The 12,281-nt window shown below is 69.5% G+C and carries 13 protein-coding genes; 8 read left to right on the top strand and 5 right to left on the bottom strand.

Annotated features, from left to right (window positions below):
• Positions 1-570 precede the first annotated feature (570 nt).
• Both QH470_RS02375 and QH470_RS02370 read left to right on the top strand, forming a co-directional pair.
• Entirely contained in the window at positions 571-939 is a 369-nt protein-coding gene (locus tag QH470_RS02375) for an ArsC/Spx/MgsR family protein (protein WP_280270577.1), read from the top strand.
• 94 nt (positions 940-1,033) lie between these two features.
• On the top strand, positions 1,034-1,408 hold the full coding sequence (locus QH470_RS02370; RefSeq protein ID WP_280270576.1) for a nuclear transport factor 2 family protein: 375 nt from the start codon (positions 1,034-1,036) through the stop codon (positions 1,406-1,408).
• A 99-nt stretch (positions 1,409-1,507) separates the two neighbouring features.
• Here QH470_RS02370 and QH470_RS02365 read toward each other — a convergent pair whose 3' ends face one another.
• Positions 1,508-2,620 carry an FAD-dependent oxidoreductase gene (locus QH470_RS02365; RefSeq protein ID WP_280270575.1) on the bottom strand — a complete coding sequence of 371 codons (1,113 nt, stop codon included), beginning with the start codon at positions 2,618-2,620 and terminating at the stop codon, positions 1,508-1,510.
• Positions 2,617-3,531 (bottom strand): AurF N-oxygenase family protein, encoded by a 915-nt coding sequence (locus QH470_RS02360; RefSeq protein ID WP_280270574.1) that lies wholly within the window; start codon positions 3,529-3,531, stop codon positions 2,617-2,619. The genes QH470_RS02365 and QH470_RS02360 overlap by 4 nt, the downstream gene beginning before the upstream one ends.
• Positions 3,532-3,630: 99 nt before the next feature.
• Between QH470_RS02360 and QH470_RS02355 the strand changes: the two genes are divergently transcribed.
• Both QH470_RS02355 and QH470_RS02350 read left to right on the top strand, forming a co-directional pair.
• Positions 3,631-4,368 carry a TetR/AcrR family transcriptional regulator gene (locus tag QH470_RS02355; protein ID WP_280270573.1) on the top strand — a complete coding sequence of 246 codons (738 nt, stop codon included), beginning with the start codon at positions 3,631-3,633 and terminating at the stop codon, positions 4,366-4,368.
• 55 nt (positions 4,369-4,423) lie between these two features.
• Complete coding sequence (locus QH470_RS02350; protein WP_280270572.1) at positions 4,424-5,140, top strand: DUF6882 domain-containing protein; 717 nt, start codon at positions 4,424-4,426, stop codon at positions 5,138-5,140.
• A gap of 22 nt (positions 5,141-5,162) precedes the next feature.
• On the opposite strand, the gene QH470_RS02345 is transcribed toward QH470_RS02350, so the two are convergent.
• From QH470_RS02345 to QH470_RS02335, 3 genes are all read right to left on the bottom strand, one after another.
• Positions 5,163-5,909, bottom strand: a complete 747-nt coding sequence (locus tag QH470_RS02345) for a TIGR03943 family putative permease subunit (RefSeq protein ID WP_280270571.1) — start codon at positions 5,907-5,909, stop codon at positions 5,163-5,165.
• Positions 5,906-6,868, bottom strand: coding sequence for a permease (locus tag QH470_RS02340; protein ID WP_280270570.1), 963 nt, complete (start codon positions 6,866-6,868; stop codon positions 5,906-5,908). The genes QH470_RS02345 and QH470_RS02340 overlap by 4 nt, the downstream gene beginning before the upstream one ends.
• 379 nt (positions 6,869-7,247) lie before the next feature.
• Positions 7,248-8,456 (bottom strand): DUF418 domain-containing protein, encoded by a 1,209-nt coding sequence (locus QH470_RS02335; protein ID WP_280270569.1) that lies wholly within the window; start codon positions 8,454-8,456, stop codon positions 7,248-7,250.
• A gap of 141 nt (positions 8,457-8,597) precedes the next feature.
• Between QH470_RS02335 and dop the strand changes: the two genes are divergently transcribed.
• From dop to prcA, 4 genes are all read left to right on the top strand, one after another.
• Positions 8,598-10,097, top strand: coding sequence for a depupylase/deamidase Dop (gene dop / locus QH470_RS02330; protein ID WP_280270568.1), 1,500 nt, complete (start codon positions 8,598-8,600; stop codon positions 10,095-10,097).
• A gap of 160 nt (positions 10,098-10,257) precedes the next feature.
• Entirely contained in the window at positions 10,258-10,452 is a 195-nt protein-coding gene (locus QH470_RS02325; protein ID WP_280270567.1) for a ubiquitin-like protein Pup, read from the top strand.
• Positions 10,428-11,309: a proteasome subunit beta gene (gene prcB, locus QH470_RS02320; protein WP_280270578.1), complete on the top strand. Its 882-nt coding sequence runs from the start codon at positions 10,428-10,430 to the stop codon at positions 11,307-11,309. The genes QH470_RS02325 and prcB overlap by 25 nt, the downstream gene beginning before the upstream one ends.
• The gene (prcA, locus tag QH470_RS02315) at positions 11,306-12,091 is read left to right on the top strand and encodes a proteasome subunit alpha (protein WP_280270566.1); all 786 of its coding nucleotides are present in this window, start codon (positions 11,306-11,308) and stop codon (positions 12,089-12,091) included. The genes prcB and prcA overlap by 4 nt, the downstream gene beginning before the upstream one ends.
• Positions 12,092-12,281 lie beyond the last annotated feature (190 nt).

Genomic DNA, 12,281 nt, shown 5'->3' with positions numbered 1-12,281 from the left:
CCGCAGGCGCGGGCCGTGGTGTTCCCCCCCCTCCCGGGGGGGCCCCCGCCCGTGGGGGGGGAGACCACCCCCCCACCCCCTTGGCGCGCGGGGCGGGGCCCCCCGGGCCCCGGGCCGCGTTGTTGTTGGTGTCGGGGCGTCTTGCCGGTGTCCGGCCGTGTTGCCATTGTGTGGTGCGAGCGCGTTGCCGGTGCCCCGGCAGGGTGGCGACTGCACGGATATGCGCTGATAGACCTGCGACGGTCCGGCTCCGAGACTCGTGGTGGTGTTGCGTGGTCGATTGATGAGCGGAATCGGCTTGCCGACTTCACTGCGCGTTCCACCCGTTGCGGCGCATGGCAGCCAGGGCGACCCTCAATCGGTGCCGGGTGCCGGGTGCCGGGTGCCGGGTGCCGGGTGCCGGGTGCCGGGTGCCGGGTGCCGGGTGCCGGGTGCCGGGTGCCGGGTGCCGGGTGCCGGGTGCCGCGTGCCGCGTGCCGGGTTGTGGGTTTGTGTGTAACGGGTTGTGGGGACTGGGTGGTCGCGTATGGGCTTGTCTCGGGTCAGCGCGCTGCTCGGTATCGTTCGGGCATGGCTGGAGAGCAGATGGAGATTTGGCACAACCCGCGGTGTACGAAGAGTCGGGCGGCCAAGGCGGCTTTGGATGCGGCGGGGATCGCGTATACCGAGCGGCGGTATCTCGAGGCACCGCCGGGGGTTGAGGAACTGCGGGCCGTGCTGAGCAAGTTGGGGCTGGAGCCGTGGGATATCACCCGCACGGGCGAGGCCGAGGCGAAGGAGCTGGGTATGTCCGGCTGGTCGCGGACGCGCGCCGACCGCGATCACTGGATCGAGGCGCTGGCCCACCATCCCAAGCTCATTCAGCGGCCGATCATCGCCACCCCGGACGGGCACGCGGTGGTGGCGCGCGACGAGCAGGCGCTGAAGTCGGTGCTCTAGTTCGCGAGCATGGTTGCGCCGCACCGGAATCGGTGTCGCGAGCATTACCTGACGCGTAATCGACTCCGGGCATCCGATCGCAGATGCTGGTCTCATGAGCGAATACGAAATCACCGAATACGAAGCCATCGCACAGCGCTACATCGACTCCTGGAACGAGCAGGACGCGGACAAGCGGCGCGCCCTGCTCGCGGAGGTGTACACGCTGGACGCCACCTACACCGACCCGCTCGCCGCGGTGACCGGGCTCGACGCCATCGACCAGGTGGTGTCCGGCGCGCAGCAGCAGTTCGCGGGCCTGCGGTTCACCCTGGGCGAGCGGGTCGACGGCCATCACGGCATCGCCCGGTTCACCTGGAATCTGGGCGCGCCCGGGGCCGAGGCGCTGGTGGTGGGCTTCGACGTGATCACCCTCGACGAGGGCCGCATCTCGCAGGTGCACGGCTTCCTGGACAAGGTGCCCGCCTGAGACATCGGTGCGCACGGGGATCCCTCAGCGGTTCGCCGCTCTCCGTGCGCACCGAGTTGCCTTGCGGCCGAACATGTTCCGATCCGGGCACGACGCACGTCACCGCATCGGCGCCGACTCCAGCGGGAACGGGGGAGTACCCACCCCGGCGATCCGCAGTCCACCCCAGGGATCGCGCTCCTGCAGTGTCGCGTCCGCCGCGACACCGCCGGGCAGGGTGAGACGGACGTGTCCGCGCCGGGGCTCGGGGAGATCGGCGGGGTTCGCGGCCGACACCCGGCCGTACCAGTGATAACGGCCATCGATCGGATCGGGATGGCCGCTCAGGGTGACCGTCACCGGCAACTCGGCGCCGGGTGCGTCCAGCATGGCCGGACCCGAATACTCGTGTGCCGCTTCCCGTTCCGCGGATACGGTCAGATCGAAATGCCGGGGATCGGGGCGGCGGACCGCCCGCCGGTACGACGCGCTGGATCCGGGCCGGACGACCCGGTCGACGCCGGAACCACCACTCGACACCGCGGCCGATCTCGCCCGCAGCCGCCGAATGAACTCGTGTTGTGTCGCCGCCCGCACCTCGATCCGATCGGCCGCCGCACGCCGCATGAGCTGTACGCATTGCCGGATGTACGCGGCCTGCGCCTCGATCACCGGACCGGTGGACCGGTGCGCGCCGAGCGAATTCGGTCCCGCCACGAGGAACAGGTTCGGGAAGCCGTGCACCGCCACACCGAGAAATGCTTCCGGCCCGGCCCGCCACGATTCCTCGAGCGTCCGCCCGCCCCGGCCCGTGATGGACTGCCGGGCGAACCGCGCCGGATCATGCAGCGGCCCCACCGCCGACACCACCAGTCGTGGCCGCCAGCACTGTCCGTCGGCGGCGCGGACGTCCCAGCGGTCGGCGTCGTCGTCGAACTCCAGGGCCACGACCTTCGAGCGCATCCGGAGATGACGCCGCAGGCCGCTGCGCTCGACCGTGCGGCGCAGGTCTTCACGAGCTGCCGCCCGTGCGAACAGCCGCGCCCCGAACGGCGCCGCGAACCGCGGCGCGATCTTCCGGCCGCAGTGCGAGCAGCGCCCCTCCCGCCCGGATTCGGCGATGTCGTCGCCCGGTTCCAGCACGGCGAAGTCCTCGATACCCGCCCGGCGCAACTCCCGCGCGATCGCTATGCCGCCGAAACCGGCCCCTACGACGACGATTTCGGCATTCACAGCAGCCCTTGCCGCCGCCACAGCCACTTACCGGCCGGACCGATAAGCCCCTGCTTGTCCAGGAACGCACCGAGATTCGCCGCACCGGTACCGAGAGCCCGCTTGGCATACGGATTCCCGCGCGCCACCCGCCGCGCCGTCCGCCCGTCCAGCCCCGCCCGGTCGTACATGTGCCGGTTGGTCATCAGATGGACGAACAGAGGCGCCGCGATCGCGACACACAAACGCGTATAAGCCAATTCGGCCCGCGACAGGGTCGGCGCCCGCCGCGCCAGCGCGTCCCGGGCGAACCCGATATGGCGCGCCTCCTCCGTGACGTGGATGCGCATCACCCGCGACACCAGTGGCTGCAACTGCGGATCGTCGAGGGTGCGGCGCTGCAGGGCGTCGAAGATCTCCTCGCCGACCAGCGCGCCCACCCAGGTCATCGACCCGCGCAGGAACAGTTGCAGTGACGAGATACCGAGCCGCGCGGGTGCTTTCGGCCAGTAGGGCCGTGCCTCGATCCGATCGATGAGCTTGCCGAACATCATCATGTGCCGGCATTCGTCGCCCATCTCGGTGAGCGTGTAGTGCGAATGGCGCGTGGTCGGGTCGCCGCTCATCAATTCGCGCAGCAGCAGGCGGTTGAGCAGGTTCTCGAACCAGATCCCGACCGACAGCACATTCGCCAGCTCCTGCCGCGACAGCTCGCGGCGCTGCTGCGGCGTCATCGACTCCCACAGCGCCGTGCCGTAGAGCGAGACCACCTCCGGCGGCAGGAACAGTTTCTCCGGATCCAGCGGCGCGTCCCAGTCCAGATCGACCACCGGGTCGTAGGACTTCCGTACCGAGCCGGTGAGCAGGCGTTGCGCGAAGGACTCCGCGGGGAGCGACGCGGTACCGCGAGGCGGCACGACGGCATTGTCCATGACGGCTCTCTCATTCGCTCGTTTACTGATACATGCTGTAACACTCAGATTAGTGAGACAGTCTGTATCGGTCAATAGCCCGACGGGTATCGTTGCGGTGTGACCAAGACCAGCGGAAAGTCCGGAGCGCGGCAGCCCGGAGCCGCCGTCGACGGCCGGAGCACACGCTGGAGCGGCCACAAGCGGCAGCGCCGGGCCGACGTTCTCGACGCCGCGGTCGCGGTGATCGAGGAGCACGGCGTCGAGGTGTCGGTGCAGCAGATCGCCGACCGCCTGCGGCTGCCGCGCCCGGTGGTGTATCGGCATTTCGACGGCCGCGCCGATCTGGACGAGCAGATCCGGCGGCGCATTCTGGAATCGCTGCTGGCGGAACTGATGCCGACGCTGCGGGCGGACGGCACGGTGAAGGACGCCGTGCGCGGCGCGGTGGGCACCTATGTCGGCTGGGTGGCCCGGCATCCCCAGCTGCACCGGTTCCTGGCCGGCGCTGCGCCGCAGGGCGATTCGTCGCAGGCGCTGGCCGGCGCCCGCGATCGGATCGGCGGGCAGCTGTCGGACCTGTTCGCTACCACGCTGGCGCGCTTCGGGATCGAGACCGACCGGGCGCGGCCGATGGCGCTGGGCATCATCGGCTTCGTCGACGGCGTGGTCGAGGGCTGGCGCGCGGATCCCGCGACCTCGCTCACCTCCGAGCAGGTGGAGGGCATCCTGTCGGCGTCGGTGCTGGCGCTGTTCGAGGGCAACGCGCGCAGTCTCGGCGTTCCGCTGCAGCGCGACACGATGGTCGCGGACCTGCTGGAACGGGTGGATGCCCCGCGCGTGCAGCAGGTTTCGTGACTCGATCGCCTGGCTCGTGTGGTGCTGGGCGGTCGGTTTCACTAATCTCCCAGCGGTGCCCCTGTCACCGACCCTGATCGATCTGCTCGACGACGCCGCGCTGCTGTCGCTGGAGCATCAGATGCATCTGACCGACCTGCTCGGCGAACATGCCTGGCGGTGCGACGTGTCCGGTGGCCGACTCGAGTTCGTCGGCGCCGACGCGACATTCGTGTGCTCGGAGTTCCATCTGCTCGGGACGGCCGTGCCCGAGGCCGGGTCCTGGTTGTGGTCGTGGGCGAATCCGCGCGGATTTCCCGCGCCGGTGACCGAGGTGGCGGAAGCGGTGCGCTACTTCGGGGTTCAGCACCGGATCGCCGAACTGGCCACCGCGGAGCTGCCGTTCGCCACGATGTTCGGGGTGAGCCCGGCGCCGTCGCAGGTGGTCGGGGTGCTGATGGAGGCCGCGAAGATCATCACCGGACGCTGGAGCGGGTACAGCGCGGTGGTCGGAGACGATGGCGCCCGCGCGGCGTTCCTGGTGGAACACCCCGAATTCCGCCTGCCCCGGCCGGAACCGGCCCGCCTCGCCGCGATCCTGACCAAGGCCGCGACCAGTCTGGCGGTCTCGGATTGCCGCCGCGCGGTGCGCAGTTATCTGCGCCGCCGTGGCCTCGTCGCCGACCTCGACGCGACTCGCCGCCACCTGACCTTCACCGGTCCGGACATCTTCGGCACCGTGGATTTCGACGCCTACGGCCGGATCAGCACGGTGCACGCGAAATCGGCGTAGCGCGCGGACCCGATACGCGAGGTCAGCCGTAGACGCGGGCCGGGGTGCGGACCGGATGCCATTCGGTGACGTGGAACGTCGGCGTCATCTGGGTTTCGAGGCGGGCGCTGTCCGGTTCGACCTTGCCGCGCACCGAGACCCAGGTGTCGTCCGGCGGTGGATCGTCGAGGCCGGTGAGGTGGACGCGGAGCAGTTGGGCATCCGCGACGCAGCAGGTGATCACCAGCCGCGCCAGGTCGACGCCCGCGCGGGTGCCGTCGGGACGAGGCGCGCCGTCGTTCTCGGTGCGCACGATGAACCCGATGACGGTGACCTCGCGGCGATCGAGTTCGCCGCTGGAATCGTAGGAGGCGCGGTCGATCAGGTCGTACATGCGGATCGTCGGGGCCTCGCCGGCGGGCAGCGGGCCGAAGGGGAATTTCCCGTCGTCGGTGCCCGCGGGCGCGCCGACGCTCGCCTGCGCGGTGCTCCCGGACTGCACCGAGCCCGCGCCCAGCGCGGGTGGCACCACGATCAGCAGGGCCGTGATCGGCGCCAGCAGCAGCCATGGGGAACGGCCCGGGTGATGGTCGGAATCGGCTGCGGCCCATCCGGTTCGGATGTCGCGGCCGATGACGACCAGCGCCAGGAGCGTCAATGCCGCGCCGCTGACGATCAGATACGGTTGCAGGCCGGGTTTGACGTATCGCAGATAGGTGTCGTCGAGCGCGATCTTCAGCACCGCGCCGCCGATCAACAGCAGGACGAAGTTCTGTGTCACCCGGTTCATCGCGCCCCCAGGAAGATCAGTCCGGCCAGGGTGCCGCAGCCGGTCGCCACGGCGAAGGTCGCCGGTGCGAACCGCAGGGCGAATCGGCGGCCGAAGGTTCCGGCCTGCATCGCGAAGAGTTTCACGTCCACCGCGGGGCCGACGACGAGGAATACCAGCCGGGGCAGCAGCGGCAGGCTGGACATGCTCGCCGCCACGAAGGCGTCGGCCTCCGAGCAGAGCGCCAGCACCACCGCCAGCAGTGCCAGCACCAGGATGGACACCAGCATCTGCCCGGCCAGGCTCCGATACCAGTCGGCCGGGACCAGCACGTGCAGTGCGGCCGCCGCGGCGGCGCCGACCACCAGGAAGGCGGCGGCCTGCAGGAAGTCGTGCCGTGCGGCCTCGGTGAACACCTGCCACCGCGAACGCCCGGGCACCCAGTGCTCGTGCCCGCGCGGTTGCGTGGTGAACCACTCCGGCCGCCCGAACCGGGCCCAGAGGAACCCCATCACGAGCGCGGTGGCGAGGGAGCCGGTGAACCGCGCCGCGACCATGCCCGGCTCGCCGGGGAAGGCCACTGCCGTCGCGATCAGCACGACGGGATTGACCGCGGGGGCCGACAGCAGGAAGGCGAACGCCGCGGCGCCGGGCGCCCCCTGATCCATCAGCCTGCGCGAGACGGGTACGGCGCCGCATTCGCACCCCGGCAGCGCGATGCCCGCCAGCCCCGCCACACCGATGGCCGCGGATTCGTTGCGCGGCAGCAGCTTCCGCAGCAGATCGGGGGAGACGAAGGCCGCGATCCCCCCGCTCACCACCACGCCGAGCACAAGAAACGGCACGGCCTGCACGAATATCCCGGTGAATACCGTTGCCCCGGTCTGCAATTCGGCACTGGACCCGAACCAGCCCGCGATCGGCCCCGCGAACACCAAACCGAGCGCCAGCAACCCGGCCAGCACGTACGTCGACGACATCCGCGCACCCGACCGAGACGCGTGTTCCGCGCCTGTACCCGATCCCCGCGATCTCGCGTCGTCTGGAACGGGGCTGTGTGGCTCGTCCGTGCTCGGTCTGTGCGGCGCTACGCCACCGAGAACGGCCGCGGGGACCGGTTCCGCCGCTGTTTCCGGCTGCTCGCCCGGCATCGATCGCGCCCCTGGCATCGACACTGTTCAACCCCGTTCGCTGGCGACGTTCCGACCGATCCCGCGCGTCCGCTCGCCTCTCGCCGAGAGATCCGATGCGGTGCGATCTCGCCGGAAGCGAACAAAACGCATGATCGCATACGCTGGTGACAAGTAGCTGCCCATGCCTGGCGGCCCGGCCGTGTCGGCGGTGTCGGACCGATGTCCGCTACGCCGCCCGTGCCCGAGTGATCGCCCGATAGCTGTTGTGCCACAACCATTCCACCGGCCCGCGCTGAAACCGGCGCAGCCAGAGATTCGCGAACACCACCATGATCACGCACACCGTCAGGTAGACCGCGATCGTGAACGGCGCGCGGTCGCCGGGGGAGACGCGCGCCGCCAGCCCGAGACCCCAGCCGTAGCACAGCGCCGAAGCCACCAGATTCTGAAGGATGTAGCAGCTCAGTGCCATTCGCCCGACCTCGCTGAAGCGACGACCTGCGAACCCGGTAGTGCTGCGGCCGATATAGAACTGCGCGACCAGGGCGAGGATGCCCAGCGAGACCAGCGGCGCGGTCCCGTACCGGGTGAACAGCACCAGATCCCCGTCCCACAGGCCCAGCCCCAGATCCAGCGGAGCGGCGACACCGAAGCCGAGCACCATCAGACGCTGCCGCAACCGCCGCCCCGACGGCTCGAACAGCCCCGCCCGGAACAGTCGGGCACCGAGCAGGAACAGCGCGACGGACATCGGGAACACGAAAACCGGCTCCAGCCGGAACATCCCGGCGTTCTCCACGCGGAACAGCACCAGCTCCCAGAACGAGCCCTCGGCATACGGATTCGGATCGAGCGGGCGAACCTCGCCCGAATCCGATTGCGCGAGAAGGGCCGTCGCCGCCGCGAGGGCCGTCAGCATGAACACGTGCACCGCGGCCGCGACGAGCAGCCACCGGCGCTGGGCCCGCTCGCTGGTGGCGAGCAGGTACGCCACCACCGCACCGGTGACCGCGTACCCCATCAGCACATCGAATTCGGCGACGAACAGGAAATTCAGCAACCCGTCGAGGAACAGCAGCGCCGCCCGCCACGGATATCCGCCCGGCCAGGCCCGTCCGCCCCGCACCGCGGACCGCTGCTGAATAGCCAGCCCGATCCCGAACATGATGGTCAGCAGGCCGAGGAACTTGCCCTGTGCCAGCTGCTGCAGTACCCGTTCGGTCCAGCCCCAGGCGCCGGTCGGCCCGCCGAGGTCCTGGAGGTAGCCGATGAGGCCCGCCGGATCGGTGAGGATCCAGATGTTGGTCCCCAGTGTGCCCAGGATGGCGATACCGCGCAGCACGTCGAGGGCGGGCAGCCGGGTGGGCCGGGGACCGGCGGGCGGCGCGGTGAGATCGGAGCCGGGCGTGTCGCGCCGGGCGAGCGATTCGGTCATGCCGACCATTCTCATACGACTGTATAGCGCTGGTCGTCCGCCATCCGGAGGACATCGGCCTACGACCTCGGACCGACGCCGGCGGGCCACACCCGCACCCGGGATCGCGCCGAGCGCCCGCCGGTCGCCTAGGCTCGGGTCATGCAGCGCATCATCGGAATCGAGGTCGAGTACGGCATCTCCACGCCTACCGAGCCGTCGGCCAACCCGATTCTCACCTCCACCCAGGCGGTGCTGGCGTACGCGGCGGCGGAGGGCGTGCCGCGCGCCAAGCGCACCCGCTGGGACTACGAGGTGGAATCGCCGCTGCGCGATGCTCGCGGTTTCGATCTGGGCCGGCTCAACGGACCCGCCCCCGTGATCGACGCCGACGAGGTCGGCGCGGCCAACATGATCCTCACCAACGGGGCCCGGCTCTACGTCGACCACGCCCACCCGGAATACTCCGCGCCCGAGGTGACCGACCCGCTGGATGCGGTGATCTGGGACAAGGCCGGTGAACGCGTGATGGAGGCTGCCGCCCGCTACGCCTCCAGCGTGCCGAACGCGCCCCGCATGCAGCTGTACAAGAACAATATCGACGGCAAGGGCGCCTCCTACGGCACCCACGAGAACTACCTGATGAACCGCGACACGCCGTTCAATCAGATCATCGTCGGCCTCACCCCGTTCTTCGTGTCCCGGCAGGTGGTGACCGGGTCCGGGCGCGTCGGCCTCGGGCAGTCCGGCGACCAGGCCGGTTTCCAGCTGTCGCAGCGGTCGGACTACATCGAGGTCGAGGTCGGCCTGGAGACCACGCTGAAGCGCGGCATCATCAACACCCGCGACGAGCCGCACGCCGACGCCGACAAGTACCGCCGCCTGCACGTCATCATCGGCGACGCGAATCTGGCCGAATGGTCGACGTATCTGAAGGTCGGCACCACGGCGCTGGTGCTGGACCTGATCGAGGCGGGGGAGGACCTGTCGGATCTGCAGCTGGCCCGCCCGGTCACGGCCGTGCACACGATCAGCCACGACCCGACGCTGCGCGCCACGGTGGCGCTGACCGACGGCCGCGAGCTGACCGGCCTTGCGCTGCAACGGATCTACCTGGACCGGGCGGAGAAGTTCCACGGCCGCGAGGGCACCGACGACGCCCGCGTCACCGACATCCTGGAGAAGTGGGCGCACGTGCTGGACCTGCTCGAGCGCGATCCGATGGAGACCGCCGACCTGCTGGACTGGACCGCGAAACTGCGCCTGTTCGAGGGCATGCGCAGCCGCGAGGGCCTGGGCTGGGCCGCTCCGAAGCTGCACCTGATGGATCTGCAGTACTCCGACGTGCGGCTGGACAAGGGCCTGTACAACCGCCTCGTCGCGCGCGGCTCCATGCAACGGCTGGTGTCCGAGCAGCAGGTGGTCGACGCGATGACCGCCCCGCCGACCGACACGCGCGCCTATTTCCGCGGGGAATGCCTGCGCCGCTTCGGCGCCGACATCGCCGCCGCCAGCTGGGATTCGGTGATCTTCGACCTGGGCGGCGACTCGCTGGTCCGCATTCCCACTCTGGAACCCCGCCGCGGCACCAAGTCGCATGTCGGGAAGCTGCTCGACGGCGTGGACACCGCCGCCGAACTGGTCGAACAGCTCACCACCTAGGGTGCCCGCGGCCGGGCGCGCCGGACCGGAACGCCGGTCGCGGGCGGGGCACATTGCGAGGTAATCCGGCAAGTTGTCCCCGACGCTGGGTAGTGTTGAGGCACGAGCATCGGATTTTCTCCGATGCTCGCCGATATCAGTACAGAGGAGGTCGGCTGCTATGGCACAAGAGCAGACCAAGCGCGCCGGTGGCGGCGACGAGGATGACGAGGCGGTCGGCGCGGAAGCGGCCGGACAGGCGCGTCGCGAGAAGCTGGCGGAGGACACCGACGACCTGCTCGACGAGATCGATGATGTGCTCGAGGAGAACGCGGAGGACTTCGTGCGTGCATATGTTCAGAAAGGCGGCCAGTGACATCAGGTGACCCCTTGCGGCTCCACACGGGGTACGCCCTGTCCTCCTTCTCCGAATACCTGCGTGAGGTCGCGCCGGAACTGTTGCCCGGCAACGGTTTCGGTCGCGCCGGCGCGGGCCCGGCCGGGGCGTCGTCGCAGGACATCGCCCCGCACGGCACCACCATCGTCGCGGTCAGCTACCGCGGCGGGGTGCTGATCGCCGGCGACCGGCGCGCCACCCAGGGCAACCTGCTGGCCAGCCGGGACATGGAGAAGGTGTACATCACCGACACGTTCTCCGCGGCCGGCATCGCCGGTACCGCGGGCGTGGCGGTGGAGATGATCCGGCTGTTCGCCGTGGAGCTCGAGTACTACGAGAAGATCGAGGGCGTCCCGCTGACCTTCGACGGCAAGGCCAACAAGCTGTCGAAGATGGTGCGCGACAACCTGCCCGCGGCCCTGCAGGGTCTCGCGGTGGTGCCCATCCTGGTCGGCTTCGATCTGGAGGCCACCGACCCGGCTCGGGCCGGGCGCATCGTGTCCTACGACGTGGTCGGCGGACGCAGTGAGGAGCGCTTCGGCTATACCGCCGTCGGCTCGGGGTCGATGTTCGCCAAGTCGTCGCTGAAGAAGACGTACCACCGCGACATCGACGAGGACAACGCGCTGCGTATCGCCGTCGAATCGCTGTTGGACGCCTCCGACGACGACACCGCCACCGGCGGGCCCGACCTGATGCGCAACATCTTCCCCACGGCGGTCACCATCAATGCCGAAGGGGCGGACGAGGTTTCGGACGAGCGGCTGGAGGAGGTCGCCCGGGCGATCGTCGAGCGGCGTGGGGCGTCGGATCGGGAAGGGAGCGCCACAGCATGACACTGCCGTACTACGCGTCGGCCGAACAGATCATGCGCGACAAGACCGAACTTGCGCGCAAGGGCATCGCACGAGGCCGCAGTGTCGTGGTGTTGGTGTACGACAAGGGCGTGTTGTTCGTCGCCGAGAATCCGTCGGCGACGCTGCACAAGGTGAGTGAGCTGTACGACCGGGTGGGGTTCGCCGCGGTCGGCAAGTACAACGAGTTCGAGAACCTGCGCCGGCACGGGATCCTGCAGGCCGACCTGCGCGGCTACCAGTACGACCGCCGCGACGTGACGGGCCGGGCGCTGGCGAACATGTTCGCGTCCCTGCTCGGCTCGATCTTCACCGATCAGCTCAAGCCGTTCGAGGTGGAGATCTGCATCGGTGAGGTGGGTTATCCGGAGCAGGCGCAGAACGCGGTCCTGTACCGGGTCAATTTCGACGGCTCGATAGTCGACGAGCGGGACTACGTGGTGATGGGCGGCAATACCGAGCCCATCATCAGCGCGCTCAAAGAGACCTATCAGCCCGGCCTGGACCTCCACGCGGCGATCAAGCTGGCGCTGGAGGCGCTGCAGAAGGCCACCCCCGAGGGCGACAAGGACAAGCGGGTGCTCGGCGTCGGAACGCTCGAGGTGGCAACCCTGGAACAGGCCCGGCCGCGACGGTCCTTCCGCCGCATCGCGGGTCCGCAACTGGAGGCCCTGCTCACCGACGAGAAAACCGGCAAGAGCAAGGCCAAGCCCAAGGACTCCACCCCCGAAACCCCCAGCGCGGGAGACCCTTCCAACGCCTGAAGTGTTTCGTGACATGCCCCCTGCATCCCCACGGATGCAGGGGGCATGCTCATTCCCCAGGAAGTGACTTCCCCCAGGAAGCGACCCACCCCGGTTTGTGGTCCGGGGGGGGGTTTTTTGTGGGGGGGGGGGCGCAGCCGAGCCGGGAGCACCGCCCCCCCGAGCACCAGCCCCCCAGGCCCGCCACCAA

It is taken from the genome of Nocardia wallacei (assembly GCF_029868745.1).
GTDB classification, from domain to species: domain Bacteria; phylum Actinomycetota; class Actinomycetes; order Mycobacteriales; family Mycobacteriaceae; genus Nocardia; species Nocardia wallacei_B.
Note: the sequence above shows the minus strand (reverse complement) of the source record. Positions and strands in the feature narration are given on the sequence as shown.

Coding starts and splice junctions, on each gene's coding strand:
- QH470_RS02375 (WP_280270577.1), top strand. CDS start 571: ATGGCTGGAGAGCAGATGGAGATTTGGCACAACCCGCGGTGTACGAAG.
- QH470_RS02370 (WP_280270576.1), top strand. CDS start 1,034: ATGAGCGAATACGAAATCACCGAATACGAAGCCATCGCACAGCGCTAC.
- QH470_RS02360 (WP_280270574.1), bottom strand. CDS start 3,531: ATGGACAATGCCGTCGTGCCGCCTCGCGGTACCGCGTCGCTCCCCGCG.
- QH470_RS02345 (WP_280270571.1), bottom strand. CDS start 5,909: ATGAACCGGGTGACACAGAACTTCGTCCTGCTGTTGATCGGCGGCGCG.
- QH470_RS02340 (WP_280270570.1), bottom strand. CDS start 6,868: ATGTCGTCGACGTACGTGCTGGCCGGGTTGCTGGCGCTCGGTTTGGTG.
- QH470_RS02335 (WP_280270569.1), bottom strand. CDS start 8,456: ATGACCGAATCGCTCGCCCGGCGCGACACGCCCGGCTCCGATCTCACC.
- dop (WP_280270568.1), top strand. CDS start 8,598: ATGCAGCGCATCATCGGAATCGAGGTCGAGTACGGCATCTCCACGCCT.
- QH470_RS02325 (WP_280270567.1), top strand. CDS start 10,258: ATGGCACAAGAGCAGACCAAGCGCGCCGGTGGCGGCGACGAGGATGAC.
- prcA (WP_280270566.1), top strand. CDS start 11,306: ATGACACTGCCGTACTACGCGTCGGCCGAACAGATCATGCGCGACAAG.